The sequence below is a fragment of the Dubosiella muris genome (assembly GCF_004793885.1).
In the GTDB taxonomy this organism is placed as follows: domain Bacteria; phylum Bacillota_I; class Bacilli_A; order Erysipelotrichales; family Erysipelotrichaceae; genus Dubosiella; species Dubosiella muris.
This window is the reverse complement of record NZ_SRYG01000007.1, coordinates 54,841-72,529: the sequence shown is the minus strand read 5'-3', so window position 1 is coordinate 72,529 and position 17,689 is coordinate 54,841. Positions and strand designations below refer to the sequence as shown.

The following is a 17,689-nucleotide window of genomic DNA, read 5'->3' as shown; positions in this document are numbered from 1 at the left end:
GATGCTGAAAGCGACAAAGACCAATCTTTTAAAAGATGGAAAGCCGTTCTTCTACTTGGCGGACACGTGCTGGTCGGCGTTTACGAACATTACCGACGAGGACTGGATCTATTATTTGCGAAAGCGAAAGGAGCAAGGGTTCAACGCGCTGCAAATCAATATTTTGCCGCAGTGGGACGCCTCGCCGACTTCTCTTCGGTATGATCCGTTTTTGGAAGTGGATGGCAAGTGGGACTACTTTCATTTGAACGACGCGTATTTCGACCATGCGGCCAAGTTGTGCGCCGTCGCGAAGGAATACGGGTTTGAACTGGCGCTTGTCGTCTTGTGGTGCAACTATGTGCCCGACACGTGGGCGAGCAAATTTTACGCCAAAGGGACGATGCCGTTTGAGGCGATCGAGTCCTATGTCGACAAAGTGCATGAAACGTTTACGAAGTTCGATCCGATTTACGTGATTAGCGGGGATACAGATTTCAACACGCCGCTTTGCGAATCGTATTATGTCGAGGCGGCGAACCGTTTGCGGCAGCTCGCGCCGGATTGTCTGTATACGACGCATATCAAAGGCCGCTACACGTACATTCCGAAAGAACTGGAGCAAAATCTGGATCTTCTGTGGTATCAAAGCGGCCACAACCACAACGACTTGGCGATGCCGTACAAGCTCGCTTTGGAGATGATGGAAAAATATCCGGGCAAGCCGCTGATCAACAGCGAGCCTTGTTATGAGGAGATGGGCTTTTCGGGCGGCAAAAGCGGACGCTGGCACCGGGAGGATATTGTCCGGGCGGCGTGGGAAAGCGTGCTTTCGGGCGCCGGAGCCGGCATCACGTACGGAGCGGCCGGAATATACAGCTGGCATTTGGCAGGAACGACGTTTGGCTCCTCGATTGGCGAGGGATTCGCCACGCCAAAGCCATGGCAGGAGGCGATTCATTTCCAGGGGGCCTGGGACTATGGCTATATGGCGTATTTGATCGGTTTGTACGATTTGTACGACTTGGTGCCGGATGAGACGCTACTAGCCAAGGAAAACGAGCGGGTCCGGGTGGCGAAAACGAGCAATGGCTACGCGTTGTATGTTCCATACAATATCGCGTTGAAGACGACGATTTCGCTAAAAGGGTACAAAGAAACGATCGTCGACTTGGAAACGCGCTATATTTCGATCAACGAATTTACTGAGGATACGGATACGCTTCCGATGCATCCGTTCCATCGCGACGTGCTCGTGATTTTGGAGCGTTGACTGGTTTTGTGAATTTACTTTCTTTTTCTCTTGACCGAAGTTTTGCAGAGCTTCGGTTTTTTAATGGTAAAATGAAATCAGGAGAAATACGGGAGTGGATTATGAAGAAAATTTTGACTTTTGATTGCTATGGAACGCTGTTGGATCCGTCCCCTTTGTATGGTTTGATTGGCCAGATCGCGAAAGAACAGGGGTTGTCTAGCGAAAAGGCGATCCATATTTTTTCAAGCTACGAGGATCGGCTCATGTATGGGGAATCTTTTATGAAGTATGACGAATTGCTTTTGCAGGCTCTTACGTATTGCGATATGGAAATGAATTGCGATGGGTTTGCTTCGCAATATGAGCGGGTGATTCTGGTTCATAAAACGTTTCAACCGTTCCCGGATGTGCTGGCTGCCCTTCGCGTCCTCAAAGAAATGGGGTATGAACTCGTTCTTTTGTCGAATACGACGCACCAGATGATGCGTTGGTATGTGGAAGCGCTGGAACATTGGTTTGATGACTGGCTGGTGGCGGAAAATACAAAGTGCTACAAGCCGGATTTGCGCTTTTTTCAAATGGCCGAACAAAAATTTGATTTGAGGACCAGGGAGCATTTTCATATCGCCAAAGGGTATTGGTGGGATATCGTGCCGGCAAGCAAGCTTGGCTGGCGGAAGATATGGGTCAATCGGGCTCATTTAAAAAAGGGAAGGGAAATGGAACAATCGTATTGGATGGTATCGAGCGTATTGGAAGTGCCGCCGATTTTGGAGGCGAACAAGACAATTCGGTGAAATCGAAAGGGTTGAAAAATACAGGAAGGCTTTGAATCGCCTTCTTTTTATGATTATTTCTGTATTTATATTTATAAAATCCATATTTTTTGATAATATAAAGAAAAGGATCGTGGAAATATGGATAAAGTGTATTTATGTATCGACTTAAAATCGTTTTACGCTTCGGTGGAGTGCGCGGACCGGGGCTGGGATCCGTTTGCGGTCAACCTGGTCGTGGCGGACGCCTCCAGAGGCCCTGGCGCGATTACGCTGGCGGCCACGCCGGCCATCAAGCGCTTTGGCGTGAAAAGCCGGGGCAGGCTGTTTGAGATTCCGAAGACGGTGCCGTATATCGCGGTCAGACCGCGGATGAAGCGCTACATGGAGTATTCGGCAAGAATTTACAAAATCTTGTTAAAGTATGTTTCCAGCGACGATGTCCATGTGTATTCGATTGACGAGGCGTTTGTGGATGTGACATCGTACCAGCGAATGTATCGAAAGAACGCCAAACAAATCGCGCAAATGATGATTGCGGATATTTACGCGTCGACACGAATCGTCGCGACGTGCGGGATTGGCACGAATTTGTTTTTGGCGAAAGTCGCGCTGGATATCATGGCGAAACACGATCCCGAAGGAATCGGTGTTTTGGATCGGCGGCGGTTTTGCGAGGCGTTGTGGCATCATCGGCCTTTGACGGATTTTTGGATGATTGGCCGGGGCATTGCCAGACGGCTGGAACAGCATGGAATTTACGATTTGTATGGCGTGACGCGGTGCGATCCTGAAATTTTATATAAGGAATTTGGCGTCAACGCGGAATATTTGATCGACCACGCGTGGGGACGCGAACCAGTGGAGATCGCGGATATCAAGCGATATGTCCCCCGTTCGCATAGTCTTTCCGCGTCGCAAATTTTATTCGAGGAATACAACGCGGAAGACGCGTTGACGGTTGTTAAGGAAATGGTGGATGACAATGTTTTGAAGCTGACGGAACGGCATTTGGTGACGGGGCATCTTTCTTTAGGTATTGGCTATGCGAAAGGGGCCGGCTCTTCCTCCCATGGCAGTCAAACGCTGGCTGTTTTGACTAGCTCCTACCGCGTGCTGCGGGAGCAATGCGTCGGTTTGTTTTGGCGAATCGTAAAAAAGGATCGTCCTATTCGCCGGTTATGGCTTTCGTTTGGACATCTTTGCGAGGAAGAAATGGAGCAATGGGATTTGTTCACGGATGTGGACGCGTTGGAAAAGGAGAAAAAAATGCAGGAAGTTCTTGTGGAGATCAAACAGAAATATGGTCGCAACGCGATATGGCGGGGAACGGACGCATTGGAAAAAGCGACAGCGAAAACGCGAAACACGCTCATTGGAGGCCATCATGAATAAGGGCAACCGCGCGGCCCGGGCGCAGCTCTTTCAGTCGTTTGACGCGCTGGCTGGCTTCCGGGATTTGCTGGCGCAGCAGGAAAAAGTGATCGTGCCCCCGCGCGTTCTTTCGGAGGATGAGCGGGAGCAGCTGGATGTGACGCTGGCGCAAGTGCGGGTTGGCGATGTACTGCGGGTCGTGTTTCAAAGCGAGGATGTGTTTGTGGAAGTGACAGGGATGGTGTCGCGTTTTTGCCTGGAAGAACGTCGTATTGATATCGTGAAACGGAAAATCGACTTGCTGAAGGTGGTGGAGATGGAGATTGTGGAAAAGTCGAGGATTGAAAACGAAACGGAACCGATCTTATAATGGATAAGGAAAGGTTTTTATCCATGAAGAGAAAAAGAAAAATACACAAAGGAAGAATCGCGCTGGTTGCGGGGGTTGCGCTCGCGTTGACGGGCGGGATCGTTTGGGGAGTCCACGCGTTTGTTTCTTCCCGTTTGACAACGGCGAAGAACGAGGATGTGGTCGAGCAAAAAGAAGAACCGGCGGATACGGCGCGGATCACGGTGACGGGGGATTTGCTGCTGGAGGATGGCTTCGTGAACGCGTTTGGCAATGGAGGCTGGGGCGACTATATGGCGGATCTTTCGCCGTATTTTGCCAACGACGACTGGACGCTGGCGAATCTGGAAGTGCCAATCGCGGGAGAGGCGCTTGGTTTGGCGGGCGCGGATTATTGTTTTAACGCGCCGGCAGAGACGGCAAAAAACATGAAGGACAATTCGATTGAATACGTGACGCTGGCCAACAACCACGCGATGGATCGCAGCGTGGAAGGATTGGAGAAGACGATTCAAAATCTGGACGCGCAGTCCATTGGCCATACGGGGGCGTTTTTGTCACCGGAAGAGCGGGACGCTGTATCGTTCGCGGATGTGAACGGGATCCGGATCGGTGTCGTTTCGTGGACATACGCGACGAACCAGCCGGCGGATACGGACTGGCGGGTCAATATTTTCTGGGACGCGTACAGCGACAGGATCGCGGTGTTGATGGACGATATCGCCAAAGCGAAGGCGCAAAGCGATTGCGTCATTGTGTGCATGCATTGGGGCACGGAGTTTACGTATGAATTGAACGAGGCGCAGACCGTGCTTTCGCAGCAGATCGCGGACGCGGGAGCCGATGTGATCGTGGGCAACCATCCACACACGATTCAGTCGGCGACCTGGTTGACGGGGGCCAATGGTAACAAGACGTTGTGCTTTTATTCGCTGGGTAATTTGATTTCTTCGGCGTATTTGGTGGACCGGGCCGACGAGACGTTTCAGGATATGTACGAAGTGGGCGCGATTGCGCAGTTTACGTTGAAGAAGACGGGTGAAAAACAGGTGGAAGTGCTGGATCCGCAAATCATTCCGATCGTGAATCATTTTGAGGGGGAGTACACGAACTTTCACATTTATCCGTTGAAAGACTATACGGAACAGCTGGCGCAGGCGCATTCGCAGCGGCAGTATTCGACGTTGTTTACAAAACAGTGGCTTGATGAGCAGGTGAATGGCGTGTTTGCTGATTCGGGAATTTCAATTGTGGAATAAGAAGATGAAAACAAAATTATTGATAAGAGGCTTAGTTCGTTTTGTAGCTGGAGTGCTTCTAGTAATAGGATTTTGATTTGGATGTGCCAGAACATCCGGTTATTGTAATGGTTAACTATTTATAGGGGTTTTGTTTATCTCAATGTTTATTGCAGGATTTGTTATAATAGTTAAAAATCCCATGTTACTTGCTAAACGGCTGAAGGTAAAAGAAGAAAAATTGGAACAAAGAACAACGATCGTATTGAGTGGAGTCATGTTTGTGGCTGGCTTTACGATTGCCGGGTTGAATGTGCGTTATCAATGGTTGATTTTGCCAAACTGGGTAATTTGATTTGGAACCCTCTTTTTCTTTGGATTGTATCTTTTGATGCGGAAGTATTAAGAGAGAATATATATTTATCCCCCATCATTGAAGGTCAAAAAAATCAAAAAGTCATTGATGCCGGGTTATATGGGATTGTTCGACATCCGATGTATATGATAACCGTGTTCTTGTTCTTATCAATGCTATTAGTCCTCGGTTCTTCATATTCATTTCTGATTTTTTTGACCTATCCTCTCATTCTGGTGAAGCGAATCGAGAATAAAACGAAGATATTATAAAAAATATCAGATGGATATAAAGAGTACGAGCGGAAAGTAAAATACCATTTGATTCCGTTTGTGTGTTGATGTTATGAGTTTATTTAAAAGGAAAACAAGGGGACCTTATTCTAATCGAAGATACAGATGCGGGCTTACCGAAAGACCGACATGTTGACGGAGTAACGGAATGGAAGATGATTTTAGTCAGTGCTTCAAATAATAGCATTTTTGGTGATCTCGATTATTTTAAAGCACTAGAGAAATTAAAACCAATTGAAGAAAAGGATAAGCAAATCCTAGTAAAAGGCTTGTCATTAAAAGAGTTGGAGTATTTTGATAAATAAGAAGGAGAAAGAAAAAAATGGATGATTTATATGCTCAACATATAGCTGAATTAGGCGTAGAACTTGGAAAAATGGCTGTAAAAGGGACTGCTTCGGCTGTAAGAAAAAGAGTTAAAGTAATAAAAAACGAAAAAAATATTGAAGATATTCGTAATGCATATGATGAAATAATCAGCGAATTACTTACCGAGAGAGAAGAAGCAGTACATATTGCACAAGAGTATAGATCGGAAGTAGAGAGAATTAATATTAGTGAAGAAGATATAAAACATTTACAGGCTACAATTACGAAAGCATTAGATATTTTTAAAAAATTTGGAGAATTTGATGAAAATGATCAACTTAATAGTTTTGAACAAATTAAAGAGTTGATAACTGTCGATACTCTTAAAACAATGCAATTGCTTGGATTTAATTATAAAGCAGCTATTGGCGAACCGTTAACAGAGATTTGCGCTCAAGCTATTCGCAATCTGGGACCAAAAGGAAATAAAAATAAATCAATCAAAAAATGATAGATTATAAAAGTGATACATAGGTGAAGAAAATGGAAGATAAAAAACAGCAATTAAATAAAATCCAATACTATTGGGAGGCGTATAAGAAGTATTTGAACGATAATTATGATATTTTAAAAGGATTTTATTTAGACACTTTCAAATTGAGAACGACGGATAATGTAAATGGGAAGCCAGTAATTTATTCCGAAGATAGATTTGATGAACTCTATAAAAATGATTGTGGTTATGTAAATAGACAAATCGAGTTCTTAAATTCTTTAATTAATTTAGATATTGTAAAAGAAAATATGTTGAGCAAACATATGAATAATTTGATAGATGAATGTATATTACTGTATAATCAATATTTACAATCAGATTATATGCAAAATGAAAATAATCTTCTATCATCTAATGATTCAGAACTGTTAGTATTTGGAAATCAATATATATTTTACGAGTTATTATATTACGAGGATTTATCTAAAATCTTTGCAAGTATAATTTTGTTACAAGATTTTTCGAAATATAAGAATGATATTGTTTTAATCGGCGGTAACGGAAGTGGAAAGACAAGTTTGGCAAATGCTTTAAAAGGTGAAGATAAGCAATATATCTCGGTTATTCCAGCACAAAAAAATTTATTCTTTTCATTGAATGATTCAAATGTGTTGACTACAAGAATGTTAGATTTAGAGAAAATGTTGCTAGAAAATAATATTAACAAAAGCAAAACGTTTAATGATTATGAGTATTTCTGTTTTCAAAATAATCAGTTTACTAAATTAATTATAGCTATGGGAGCAAATCATGTTTCATATTTAACGGAATGTCATGATAAAGGAATTAAATCTGAGAATGATAAAACTGTCTTTGATAAAACAAGAAGGATTTTTAATACACTTTTTCCTAATATTCAATTGAAATATAATCCAGAGTCCTTCCAACATTTATTTTGTGAAAAAGGAGATAAACATTACCATGTGAATGGACTTTCTGAAGGAGAAAAGTCAGTTTTATATTATATCATGAGTGTTCTAATGGCTAAAAAAGATAGCTTTATTGTTGTAGATGAACCTGAAACATATTTAAATCCTTCTTTAACGAATACTTTATGGGATTTGTTATTAGAAGAAAGGAAGGATTGCCAGTTTATTTTTATTACTCATTCAATTGACTTTGTTCTTGGAAGAAATGGAATTCAAATTGCTTGGATCAAAGAGTTCGAATACCCTAATAAATGGGAATTTGATTTTTTAGATAATAACTTTGAACTTCCTCAAACATTAATGACAGAGATATTGGGTAGCAATAAACCAATCGTGTTTTGCGAAGGAGATGATAAATCAAGCTTAGATTATTATATCTACCGAGCTATTTTGGGAGAAAAATATACTATTATTCCAGTGGGAGGACATCATGAAGTTGTGAGATATCGAAGCGTTTTATCTAAAATGACATGGTTAAATGCTGAAGCGTATGGAATAATTGATGGAGATAATCATTCGAAGGGATATATAGAGAATGCCCAAAGTAATAATATAGTAGTTATTCCGGTTAATGAAATTGAAATGCTATTACTAGACGATAGCGTTTTAAATGGTGTGCTGAAGATATTTTTTCCGCAAGACTATAGCGATAGGATAAAAGAATTTAAAAATAAGTTTTTCTCTATTGTAGAAAAAAAAATAGAAAGAATAGCATTAACGAGTACCAAAACTGCAATTGATGAGAAATTAGCCACTCAAAAAATAGAAGAAGATAGTTCTTTAGAAAGGATGAAATCCAATTTGCAGGAGATTACAAATTTTAATATAGAGGGTGTATATGAATCTAAGATATTAGAAATTAAAGAAATCATTCAAGAAAGGGATTATGAGAAACTATTGTTGATTTGTAATTTGAAAAAAGAAATATCAAAAGGACTTGCGAATAAGGAACTTGATAATGATTATATAGAAAAAGCGAAACAACAAATCTTGACGAATGCATCTTTGAAGCTAACATTGAGGAATAAATATTTAAATTTTTAACTTTCTATTCATAAGAAAAGGATTTCACGAAGCCTTTTCTTATCACGAGAGTAATTTGATGCTTTAAATAAATTATTTGTTATATGTATTAGTTTAACCGAGTCGAACAGTATATACTTACTCCGGTTCATCACCAAACATGTTGAAGGTAGAATTGAGGATGATTGTTTTCAATGATTAAGAAACGTCCGACAAGGTCATACCTTTGATTCAAAAGCGAAAGAAGCGGTAAATACAGCCTATAACTATTTAAAAGCGAACGTCAGCACAATGAGCCGTTCCTTGTCCATGGCCAACAATGATTTTGTTTTGAATGTGCAAGACTTGCAAGGCATTGGGATGACGGATACGTTGTCGTTATCGGCGACGATTTCCTTAGTGTCGATTGGCTTAAGAAAATCAGTCATCAGCGGTACTGCTGTTCTTGGCGATATTTCGATTGCCGGAACCCTCCATAAAGTGGATGAGCTCGCGCATACGTTGCAGTTGTGTTTGGATTGCGGAGCCAAAAAAGTGTTGCTTCCCATCGTATCGGCTGCGGATCTGGCGTCAGTACCGGCAGAACTGATTGGTCATTTTCAATTAATTTTTTATACGGATCCGAAGGACGCGGTATTCAAAGCGTTAGGTGTAGAGTAATTGGAATAAAAGTGGTAGAAATTTTCTTTCTTTAAAACCGGAGAAGAAAGATGGATGCCACTTTTTTTACGCGATTTTCCCCTAGAAAAGTGTGAAATATGGTTAGACTTTCCCCTAGAAAAATGTAAATCAGCTTTAAATAAAGGGAATTATTTGTGTATGATAGTTTGCTGCGATTGACGGTGTAAAAGGTGTATGATCAACACCTCTCTTTCCTGTAGTTGGAAAGTAATTTTTATTTATGATGGACTACAACATTTAGATCCAAGATATAGCGGGTACTTGATCATTAGGCCAATCAAGATAATTCATCATCAATTATTCTTTAAAGCGCTTACAAACCCTGCTATAATATTTAAAAAAAGTAATACAAAAATTACGATATTTTGTTTCACAATAAGCAATGATGTTCGCAAGAGGATGATTGTTGCTTATTATTTTTTTATAAAGAGAGAAATAGGATGTGAAAATGAAGAAAACGATGGCTCAGAAAAACAAAAATAAATATCAGCAGGGAATGAAGAAAATGTGGAAGTTTCCATCCATTCATCAATCTATGGAAGTTGAAATAGAATCTCTTGGGCAATATGAGGCAATCGTGCAAAGAGACATTATTCTACAGGATAATTGATCGAGGATAAACAAGATGAAAATCGTTTATAACAAGCTGGTGCGTGACCGGATTCCGGAAATGATCACGAAAGATGGAAAAACTTGCCAGATATGCAGTCTGGATGAAACGGCATATCGAAAAACGCTCAAGCAAAAACTGTTAGAGGAAGTGAATGAGCTCAGGGATGCACCTTCAAAAGAAGCGATGATTTTGGAAATGGCCGATGTGCTCGAGGTGTTGGAAGCGTTGCAGAAAAGCTACGGATTGGATTTAAATGAGATCTTGTCAACCAAAAGACAAAATCGAATGGAAAGTTTGAAAAGAAGATCTTTTTGGAATATGTGATCGAGGAGTAAACGATGACCGATTATATCAATTTGTGGCTGGACATTATCGAGAACATGAACAACGAGAACACGTACAAGCTGGCTTGGGGACGCGCATTGATCGAGATCATTTATGAATCGAAAGATGAAAACCATGATCTGGTAATTCCATTTGTTCAAATTGCCGAGAAGATGCTCAAATACTATTGGAATCAGACATATTTTTTCAATTTAAAGCAAAGTCCAAATCCAAACAAAAGGCCGATCCTTGTGCAGGAAACGGAAAAATGCATCGAGTTTGTGAAGGATTTGCGACGTTCGAATATTCCAGTATGGTTTGACCGGGCGCAGCAGGACTTAATGTCGAATCCTGCTTTTTACGCGGAACGCATTTCACAAATCGCGAAAACATTGAAGGTGGATGTGTGCTGGCGGTTTAAAAACACGAAAAAGGATGGAAAGACTGTCGAGAACGAGATTTACAAACTCGACCGGTCAAACATGCATGTCATGTTTACTCGAAAGCAGGTGAAAGAAATCAAAGAATACGCGTTCATTTTGTCACAGCTTTTAAACTACAAGTGGGCCCAGTTGCTTGAAAAGTTCAATAGCGCGCCCAAAATCGCGTTAAAGGTAAAAGGAATTTCGGATGCCAAAATACGACGAAACAATCTCTCGAAGTTCAAGCACATTTTGTTGACGCAAACGGAAGACGGAAACATCATTGACCTCTATACCGGAAAAGTTCTTGAAGCCAATGACATTTCCATTGACCATGTCATACCGTGGTCCTTCATGTATAGTGATGACATTTGGAATTTGGTCATTACATCAAAATCGGTCAACTCTTCCAAAAGCAATTCCGTCCCTTCCGAGGAAGTCATTCGAAGACTGGAAGAAAGAAACAAGGGGCTCGTAGAAATCGTAAAGGATCCAAAATATCATGAGAAGTTACAGGTGGCGATGGACAATAACTATGTACAGAAGTTTTATGTGGCATTGAGGTTGTAAGAAGGTTTTTATAAAAAAGGAGAATTTTTATGGAAAGGAAAAAAAATGACATTACCTGGTTAAAAGTTTACTTTATGTATAAACTGTTTGAGAAAAGAAAAGCTGAGGAAAAATATAAATGGAGGTTAAATTGCGAGGATGGTGATATATATGGTCTTGATCCAAATGATTATGAAACGGAACAAGACTATGAGGACGATCTTTATGAAGCAAAGTATGGTTGGCGTGAAGATTATAGCGATTGCGATCTTGATCCAGAAGACTATGAAACAGAGGATGAATTTTTAGAAGCTTTAGAAGAGGAAAGAACAGCCTGGCGAAATTACTGTGAAATTGATTTGAATTACGATGTTGATCCGGAAGATTATGAAACCGAAGCAGAATACGAGGAAGCTCTGGAAAAGGCGAAGTATGGGTGGAGGGACACATGCGATTATGAATGGTCGTATGAGATCGACCCTAAAGATTATGAAACGGAGGAGGAATACAACGAAGCGCTTTATGAAATGAAATACGGCTGGCGCGAAGAACGGGAAGATGACTGCTTCTTTTTTGCCGACCTTGATCCGGAAGATTATGAAACGGAAGAGGATTACGATGAGGCGTTATACGAAGAAAAATTGGCTTGGTATGATTCTCATGATTCAGCGTATATCGACTATGAAATCGACCCAAGTGATTACGATTCTGAAGAAGAATGTGAGGAAGCACTTTATGAAGCGATGGAGGAATGATGAGAGAGTTATAGAGAAATGATTGATCAATTTGACTGCTCTTCTCAGGAATTAAAATCCTCGAGCTAGATGTGCCATTTTAATTTATAAAAATAGAGATAATATTCAAAAAATCATAAATAGCAATAAAGAAGAATTTACTTATGGAGAGGAAAAAGGTTTAGAATTTGAATATGTTTTGAGTTTTACAGATGAAATGTCAAACAATGAAAAATACATATCTTACACAAGAGCTTTAGATTCTTTAGGTATAGTACACGCCAAGGATTAGAGGAATATGTAAGAAGTCCTAATTGACAATTCTCGCTTTTTCTGATGCGATATTCATAGACAAAAACAAGTTATTAAAAAATGCTAGAAAGTATCTTTGATAAAATCCCTTGTTTTTCAACCCATATCCGCTAAAATCAGAACAGGGATAGAAAAAAATAAAGGGGAAGAAGATATGTTTCTAATTCAAAAAGTCGAAGAGCTCGTCGTCACGTACGATGACGGCCGCAAAAACATTGGCGAGTTTATCTTAAAAAACATGGACACGATCCACACGTATTCGATCCAGGAAATCGCCACCCACACGTACACATCCAAGGCATCCATCGTCCGGTTCGCCAAAACGCTTGGCTACGAAGGATGGAAAGACCTCAAAAAAGATTTGATTCGGGAAGGGCAAGTCGAAAAGGAAATGGCCGATGTCGACTTCAACTATCCGTTTCAAAAAGGGGACACGACCAGCGACATCGCCACCAAGATCGCCAGCCTGCAAATCAAAACGATCGAAGACACACGCGACCATCTCGACCTCGACCAGGTCGTTCGCTGCACGAATTTGATCGTCCGCGCCCGCCGCGTCATGATCTTCGGCATCTCGCCCAACACCGGCGTCGCCGAACTCTTTCGCCGCAAGATGCTCTCCATCGGCAAAGTCGTTGAAATTTCCAATTCCCGGGAAATGGGCATGCAAGCCATGCGCCTCGACCAGCACGACGTCGCCATCATCGTGTCGTATTCCGGCAACAACGCCAGCGTCGAGCCCCTCAACATCGTGCCGTATTTACGCGAAAACAACGTCCCGCTCATCGGCATCACAAGCGGGGGCGACAACTTGCTGCGCCAAAGCACCGACACGATCCTGACCATGTGCTCGCGCGAGCGCCTCTACACCAAAGTTGCCAATTTCTCGACCGAGGAATCGCTCAACTACGTATTCAACGTCCTGTTCGCGTCCGTCTTCGAACGCCAGTACGAAAAAAACGACGCGTACCGCCAGCGCAGCGCAAGACAGCTCGAACAAGGGCGCCTCAAAAACACCGATCTCAAAGAATGATTGGTGTTTTTTTTTCGCGAAGTTTCGTCAAAAGACCGCGCTGAAATCGTTTTCATAAAACAAAGTTTTAAGTGCTCCTTCGTCTGTTTTCTCCGCTGTTTTCCTTTGGTATTTTATGGGTGTCAACAAAGAGAGGAAAAAAATTATGTCGAAAAAGTACACCCAGCTCGCCGAACAAATCATTGAAAAAGTCGGCGGAAAAGAAAACATCAACGATGTGTATCACTGCCAGACCCGGCTTCGCTTCAAACTCAAAGACGAATCGAAAGCCGACACGAAAGCGCTCGAAGCGATGGACGGCGTCGCCAAAGTCATGATCAACGCCGGCGTCTACCAAGTCGTCATCGGCACCCACGTCGCCGACGTCTTCGAGGAAATCGAAAAGAAAGTCGACCTCAAAAAAGGAAACGACAGCCAGCCCGTCGAAAAGAAGGGCATCGTCAACACGATCATCGACTTCGTGGCCGGCACGTTCCAGCCCATCATCCCCGCGCTCTCCGGAGCCGGTATGGTCAAAGCCGTGCTCGCGCTGCTCGTCGTCTTCAAACTCATCTCCAACGAGTCGCAAACGTACGCGCTGCTCAACATGTTCGCCGACGCGATCTTCTACTTCCTGCCGGTCCTGCTCGCGTTCACCGAAGCCCAGAAGCTCAAATGCAATCCGATCCTGGCCGCCGGCGTCGCCTGCATCCTCATGCACCCGACATGGAACGCGTTCGTAACCGCCCAGGAAGGGGTGCGCTTCTTTGAAATCATCCCGTTCCCGCTTGTCAGCTACGCCAACAGCGTCATCCCGATCCTGCTGATCGTCTTCGTGCAGTCGTACGTTGAAAAGTGGCTCAACCGCGTCGTGCCTAAAGCCATCAACCTCGTCTTCGTGCCATTGCTCGTCTTCCTCATCATGGGAACGCTCGCGTTCTCGGTGCTTGGGCCACTTGGCAACATTGTCGGATCGTGGCTCGCCGTCGTCTTCAACTACCTGGCTGAAAACGCCGCCTGGGCGCCCGCGTTGCTCATCGGCGGGCTGCTGCCTGTCATGGTCATGTTCGGCATCCACAACGGCGTCGCGCCTCTAGGCGTCATGCAAATGGCCAACCTCGGCTACGACTCCATCTTTGGACCCGGATGCGTCTGCTCCAACATGGCTCAGGCGTCCGCGGGACTGGTCGTCGCCTTACGCACCAAAAACAAAAAGGAAAAACAAATCGCCACATCCGGCTTTATCACCGCGTACATGGGCATCACCGAACCGCTCCTCTACGGTGTGAACCTGCCTAAGAAATATCCGCTTGTCGCCAGCATGATCGGCGGCGCGTGCGGCGGATTGTACGCCGGCCTGACGCACACCCACCGCTTCGCCACCGGATCGAGCGGCCTGCCCGCCGTGCTCTTGTACATCGGCGACAACACGATGACGTTCTTCTACAACATCATCATCGCCATCGTCATCAGCTGCGTCGTCTCCGCTGCGCTCACCTACATCTTCTCGCTCCATGCAGAAAAGGGACAGGAAGCGAAAACGATCGAAGCTATCCAGACGCATACGAAACCCGGCGTCGCCGCCGCGCCGCTAGCCGGTCTTGTCAAACCGCTCTCGCAAGCCAAAGATGAAGCGTTCGCCAGCGAGGCGCTCGGCAAAGGACTCGTCATCGAACCGGAATCCGGCGACGTGTTCTCACCGGTCGACGGCATGGTTAGCGCGCTGTTTCCAAGCAAGCACGCCATTGGCATCACGGCCGAAGACGGCATGGAAATTTTGATCCACATCGGCATCAACACCGTCGAACTCAACGGAAAACACTTCGAAACGTTTGTCGAGCAAGGCGAACACGTCCAAGCCGGACAACCGCTCGTCCATTTCGACCGCGAAGCCATTGAACAGGAAGGATACAATACGCAGACGATGGTCATCGTCACCAATTCCGCTATGTATGAAGACATCGAACTCGTCGGGCAGGGCCGCGTTGAAGCCGGGCAGGACGTCTTGAAAAGAAAGGGGTAAGTTTATGTTCCACACCACACCAAAACCATTTCCAAACGACTTTTTATGGGGCGCGTCCACATCCGCCTACCAGGTCGAAGGGGCCAGCGAGAGCCACGGCAAAGGGCCATCCATCCAGGATCTGCACCATCCCGCCGATCTTTCCGACTTCTCGGTTGCCAGCGACCACTACCACCACGTCGAGGAGGACGTGGCGCTCATGAAGGAGCTTGGCCTCAAGGCGTACCGGTTCTCCATTTCGTGGAGCCGGATCTTTCCAAAAGGGAAAGGGGAAATCAATCCGGAAGGCGTCGCGTTTTACCACACGCTCATCGACCGACTCGTCGCCAGCGGCATCGAGCCCGTCGTGACCTTGTACCACTTCGATTTGCCGCTCGCCCTGTATGAAAACGGCGGCTGGAGCAACCGGGAAACGATCGACGCGTTCGCGCAATACGCCAAAACCCTGTTTCAGGAGTACGGCGACAAAGTGAAATACTGGCTGACCATCAACGAGCAAAACGTCATGATCAACCATCCCGCCGCGATGAATCCAGGCAAGACGCCAACGAACAAAGAGCTTTACCAGCAAAACCACCACATGCTTTTGGCGGGCGCGATCGCGACTAATCTATGCCATGAACTCGTGCCCGAAGGCAAAATCGGCCCGGCCCCGAACATCATCGCCGTGTATCCGAAAACGTGCAAACCCGAAGATGTCGTCGCCGCCGACAACTGGGAAGCCATCCGCAACTGGCTGTATTTGGACGTCGCCGTCAAAGGCGTCTACAACCCGATCGCGTGGGCGTATATGGAGGAAAAAGAACTCGTTCCCCGCATGGAAGCCGGCGACATGGATCTTTTGGCAAGCGCCAAACCCGATTTTCTCGGCGTCAACTACTACGCCACCGCGACCGTGTCCGCCGCCAAAAACGACGGGCATGACCGGGCGCCGCGCAACGGCGACCAGCAGACAATGGTCGGCGAGGAAGGGGTGTACCGGGCCGAGACGAACGACTTGCTCGAAACGACCGAGTTTGGCTGGCAAATCGACAGCGTCGGTTTGCGCACGACGCTGCGCCGCGTGTACGACCGCTACCATTTGCCCATCCTCATTACCGAAAACGGCATCGGCGCAAGGGATGCGCTCGAAGACGACGGCACCGTGCACGACGCCTACCGCGTCGACTACTTGCGTCGCCACTTCGAACAGGCCCGCCTCGCGTTCAGCGACGGCGTCGATTTGATCGGGTATTGTCCATGGGCGTTCATGGATCTGGTCAGCACGCACCAGGGCTATCAAAAGCGGTACGGCTTCGTGTACATCGACCGCCAGGAGAAAGATCTCAAAACGCTGCAACGCGTCAAAAAAGACAGCTTCGCGTGGTATCAAAACGTCATTGCAACTAACGGATCCCGCATGTAAAAGAAAAGGACCATCGCGCGATGGTCTTTTGATTATTCAGCCGGCGTGTAGGGAATCGGCTTCTTTCCATACGTTTCCCCCAGACTGGCTTGCTCGGATTCCGGATAGACGATCGTGTCCGGATCGCCGTCCGAAATGTAGCGCGACGTGTTCAGCCGGTCGAAATTCATTTGAATGTCGAAGTTCTCGCCGTTGTTGTCGTAAGCGCGGATGCGTTTTAAAAACGTCGGGTTGAACGCGTTCGAATACGGGGAAGCGTCCGCCTCCCACGCCACTTGCAGCGTGCTCTTGGTCGTATACGGCTTGCCGTTGAACGTTCCCTGGAAAATGGAAGCCATGTTCGGATGCTCCAAATCGTAAGGCGAGCCAAACGGCAGCGCCACGATTGGCACGTATTTTCCCGGAATGATTTCCTCCAGCTTTTCGTAAACGCCGCCGACTTCCTGCTCGGTTTGCGCCTGGTCGATCGTTAAAAAATCGGGATGGTTCATCGTGTGGTTGCCCACGTCGTAGCCATGCTCCACGAGCCATTTCAAGATCTTCTCGTTGTATTCCGGTTGCGAAAACAACCCCTGGTTCACGAAAAACGTCGCCGTCACGTTCATGTCCGGATGCTCCTTTTTGAACGCCTCCAAAATGCCGACGGCGCTGTTGGGGTCGATCTCGATGTTGCCGTCCTTGTCCAGACCGGTCACGAGGATGTTGTTGTCGAGGCCGTCGTCAAACGTTAAAATGAGCGGGCTCTTTCCCGGTTCGACATCGACATTGCCATCCACGTAGTCGCTCAAACGAATCATGCGGTAGCCCTGGTCGTAGTAAAACCGCAAATCGTTGCGAAACGCCTCGGCCGTCCGCTGGTAGCCGTCCACGTCGATGTTGCCGCCTGTATAGGCGGTGTCCGCGTTGCTCATGTTTTGAATGCCGTGGTACATCATGATCGGCACGTTGCCGAGCTCGTTGACGTTCGCCTTGGCGTATTGCGCGGCGGTGAGCGGCTCATACGCTCTTTCTTCTTTTTTGTCTTGTTTTTGTTTGGGTTCGTCCTTTGTCCTTCCAAGGCGCGACAAGCCAAAGCCAGCCGCCGCGACGCATGCAAGCGCCAGCCCCAAAAAGGCCAAATTGCGAATTTGTTTTTTTCGATTGATTTTTGCCATACCTTTATCTTAACGAAAAGAAAA

Annotated in this window: 18 protein-coding genes and 1 pseudogene; 18 read left to right on the top strand and 1 reads right to left on the bottom strand. The window is 45.4% G+C overall.

Translation table 11 applies throughout. The features are described from left to right. Position 1: 1 nt before the first annotated feature. The 18 genes and pseudogenes from E5336_RS04725 to E5336_RS04655 all read left to right on the top strand — a co-directional run bounded on the left by E5336_RS04725 (position 2) and on the right by E5336_RS04655 (position 16,511). Positions 2 to 1,252, top strand: a complete 1,251-nt coding sequence (locus E5336_RS04725; protein ID WP_135979921.1) for a glycoside hydrolase family 140 protein — start codon at positions 2 to 4, stop codon at positions 1,250 to 1,252. Positions 1,253 to 1,353: 101 nt separating this feature from the next. Continuing rightward, the gene (locus E5336_RS04720) at positions 1,354 to 2,031 is read left to right on the top strand and encodes an HAD family hydrolase (protein WP_135979920.1); all 678 of its coding nucleotides are present in this window, start codon (positions 1,354 to 1,356) and stop codon (positions 2,029 to 2,031) included. Positions 2,032 to 2,151: 120 nt separating this feature from the next. Beyond that, positions 2,152 to 3,405: a Y-family DNA polymerase gene (locus E5336_RS04715; RefSeq protein ID WP_135979919.1), complete on the top strand. Its 1,254-nt coding sequence runs from the start codon at positions 2,152 to 2,154 to the stop codon at positions 3,403 to 3,405. Further along, complete coding sequence (locus E5336_RS04710) at positions 3,398 to 3,754, top strand: hypothetical protein (protein WP_135979918.1); 357 nt, start codon at positions 3,398 to 3,400, stop codon at positions 3,752 to 3,754. Before E5336_RS04715 ends, E5336_RS04710 begins: the two co-directional genes overlap by 8 nt. Positions 3,755 to 3,777: 23 nt before the next feature. Next, positions 3,778 to 4,992, top strand: a complete 1,215-nt coding sequence (locus tag E5336_RS04705; RefSeq protein ID WP_168353553.1) for a CapA family protein — start codon at positions 3,778 to 3,780, stop codon at positions 4,990 to 4,992. 142 nt (positions 4,993 to 5,134) lie between these two features. After that, complete coding sequence (locus E5336_RS12705; RefSeq protein ID WP_289123077.1) at positions 5,135 to 5,326, top strand: hypothetical protein; 192 nt, start codon at positions 5,135 to 5,137, stop codon at positions 5,324 to 5,326. Further along, a complete protein-coding gene (locus E5336_RS12700) occupies positions 5,296 to 5,598 on the top strand; it encodes an isoprenylcysteine carboxylmethyltransferase family protein (RefSeq protein WP_353885358.1) in 303 nt (100 codons plus the stop codon). Before E5336_RS12705 ends, E5336_RS12700 begins: the two co-directional genes overlap by 31 nt. A gap of 176 nt (positions 5,599 to 5,774) precedes the next feature. Continuing rightward, complete coding sequence (locus tag E5336_RS12370) at positions 5,775 to 5,924, top strand: hypothetical protein (RefSeq protein WP_168353552.1); 150 nt, start codon at positions 5,775 to 5,777, stop codon at positions 5,922 to 5,924. A gap of 17 nt (positions 5,925 to 5,941) precedes the next feature. Further along, entirely contained in the window at positions 5,942 to 6,439 is a 498-nt protein-coding gene (locus E5336_RS04695) for a hypothetical protein (protein ID WP_135979916.1), read from the top strand. A 32-nt stretch (positions 6,440 to 6,471) separates the two neighbouring features. Next, on the top strand, positions 6,472 to 8,457 hold the full coding sequence (locus E5336_RS04690; RefSeq protein ID WP_135979915.1) for an AAA family ATPase: 1,986 nt from the start codon (positions 6,472 to 6,474) through the stop codon (positions 8,455 to 8,457). Positions 8,458 to 8,685: 228 nt separating this feature from the next. Beyond that, positions 8,686 to 9,096 (top strand): annotated as a pseudogene (locus tag E5336_RS04685) (protease Lon-related BREX system protein BrxL); the annotation flags it as partial. A gap of 469 nt (positions 9,097 to 9,565) precedes the next feature. Then, positions 9,566 to 9,727 carry a hypothetical protein gene (locus E5336_RS12365; protein WP_168353551.1) on the top strand — a complete coding sequence of 54 codons (162 nt, stop codon included), beginning with the start codon at positions 9,566 to 9,568 and terminating at the stop codon, positions 9,725 to 9,727. Positions 9,728 to 9,742: 15 nt separating this feature from the next. Further along, on the top strand, positions 9,743 to 10,054 hold the full coding sequence (locus tag E5336_RS04680; RefSeq protein WP_135979914.1) for a nucleoside triphosphate pyrophosphohydrolase: 312 nt from the start codon (positions 9,743 to 9,745) through the stop codon (positions 10,052 to 10,054). A gap of 14 nt (positions 10,055 to 10,068) precedes the next feature. Next, positions 10,069 to 11,046 carry an HNH endonuclease domain-containing protein gene (locus tag E5336_RS04675; protein WP_135979913.1) on the top strand — a complete coding sequence of 326 codons (978 nt, stop codon included), beginning with the start codon at positions 10,069 to 10,071 and terminating at the stop codon, positions 11,044 to 11,046. 29 nt (positions 11,047 to 11,075) lie between these two features. Continuing rightward, positions 11,076 to 11,780: a hypothetical protein gene (locus tag E5336_RS04670; protein ID WP_135979912.1), complete on the top strand. Its 705-nt coding sequence runs from the start codon at positions 11,076 to 11,078 to the stop codon at positions 11,778 to 11,780. A 445-nt stretch (positions 11,781 to 12,225) separates the two neighbouring features. Beyond that, positions 12,226 to 13,104 (top strand): MurR/RpiR family transcriptional regulator, encoded by an 879-nt coding sequence (locus E5336_RS04665; protein WP_135979911.1) that lies wholly within the window; start codon positions 12,226 to 12,228, stop codon positions 13,102 to 13,104. A 145-nt stretch (positions 13,105 to 13,249) separates the two neighbouring features. After that, complete coding sequence (locus E5336_RS04660; protein ID WP_135979910.1) at positions 13,250 to 15,106, top strand: beta-glucoside-specific PTS transporter subunit IIABC; 1,857 nt, start codon at positions 13,250 to 13,252, stop codon at positions 15,104 to 15,106. Between the two features lie 4 nt (positions 15,107 to 15,110). Beyond that, positions 15,111 to 16,511, top strand: a complete 1,401-nt coding sequence (locus E5336_RS04655; protein ID WP_135979909.1) for a glycoside hydrolase family 1 protein — start codon at positions 15,111 to 15,113, stop codon at positions 16,509 to 16,511. A 32-nt stretch (positions 16,512 to 16,543) separates the two neighbouring features. On the opposite strand, the gene E5336_RS04650 is transcribed toward E5336_RS04655, so the two are convergent. After that, a complete protein-coding gene (locus E5336_RS04650) occupies positions 16,544 to 17,665 on the bottom strand; it encodes a polysaccharide deacetylase family protein (protein ID WP_135979908.1) in 1,122 nt (373 codons plus the stop codon). Between the last annotated feature and the right edge of the window lie 24 nt (positions 17,666 to 17,689).

Excerpts from the sequence above, each read along its gene's own strand:
- E5336_RS04725 (WP_135979921.1), top strand. The coding sequence starts at position 2 with ATGCTGAAAGCGACAAAGACCAATCTTTTAAAAGATGGAAAGCCGTTC.
- E5336_RS04720 (WP_135979920.1), top strand. The coding sequence starts at position 1,354 with ATGAAGAAAATTTTGACTTTTGATTGCTATGGAACGCTGTTGGATCCG.
- E5336_RS04715 (WP_135979919.1), top strand. The coding sequence starts at position 2,152 with ATGGATAAAGTGTATTTATGTATCGACTTAAAATCGTTTTACGCTTCG.
- E5336_RS04710 (WP_135979918.1), top strand. The coding sequence starts at position 3,398 with ATGAATAAGGGCAACCGCGCGGCCCGGGCGCAGCTCTTTCAGTCGTTT.
- E5336_RS04705 (WP_168353553.1), top strand. The coding sequence starts at position 3,778 with ATGAAGAGAAAAAGAAAAATACACAAAGGAAGAATCGCGCTGGTTGCG.
- E5336_RS12705 (WP_289123077.1), top strand. The coding sequence starts at position 5,135 with ATGTTTATTGCAGGATTTGTTATAATAGTTAAAAATCCCATGTTACTT.
- E5336_RS12700 (WP_353885358.1), top strand. The coding sequence starts at position 5,296 with ATGGTTGATTTTGCCAAACTGGGTAATTTGATTTGGAACCCTCTTTTT.
- E5336_RS12370 (WP_168353552.1), top strand. The coding sequence starts at position 5,775 with ATGATTTTAGTCAGTGCTTCAAATAATAGCATTTTTGGTGATCTCGAT.
- E5336_RS04695 (WP_135979916.1), top strand. The coding sequence starts at position 5,942 with ATGGATGATTTATATGCTCAACATATAGCTGAATTAGGCGTAGAACTT.
- E5336_RS04690 (WP_135979915.1), top strand. The coding sequence starts at position 6,472 with ATGGAAGATAAAAAACAGCAATTAAATAAAATCCAATACTATTGGGAG.
- E5336_RS12365 (WP_168353551.1), top strand. The coding sequence starts at position 9,566 with ATGAAGAAAACGATGGCTCAGAAAAACAAAAATAAATATCAGCAGGGA.
- E5336_RS04680 (WP_135979914.1), top strand. The coding sequence starts at position 9,743 with ATGAAAATCGTTTATAACAAGCTGGTGCGTGACCGGATTCCGGAAATG.
- E5336_RS04675 (WP_135979913.1), top strand. The coding sequence starts at position 10,069 with ATGACCGATTATATCAATTTGTGGCTGGACATTATCGAGAACATGAAC.
- E5336_RS04670 (WP_135979912.1), top strand. The coding sequence starts at position 11,076 with ATGGAAAGGAAAAAAAATGACATTACCTGGTTAAAAGTTTACTTTATG.
- E5336_RS04665 (WP_135979911.1), top strand. The coding sequence starts at position 12,226 with ATGTTTCTAATTCAAAAAGTCGAAGAGCTCGTCGTCACGTACGATGAC.
- E5336_RS04660 (WP_135979910.1), top strand. The coding sequence starts at position 13,250 with ATGTCGAAAAAGTACACCCAGCTCGCCGAACAAATCATTGAAAAAGTC.
- E5336_RS04655 (WP_135979909.1), top strand. The coding sequence starts at position 15,111 with ATGTTCCACACCACACCAAAACCATTTCCAAACGACTTTTTATGGGGC.
- E5336_RS04650 (WP_135979908.1), bottom strand. The coding sequence starts at position 17,665 with ATGGCAAAAATCAATCGAAAAAAACAAATTCGCAATTTGGCCTTTTTG.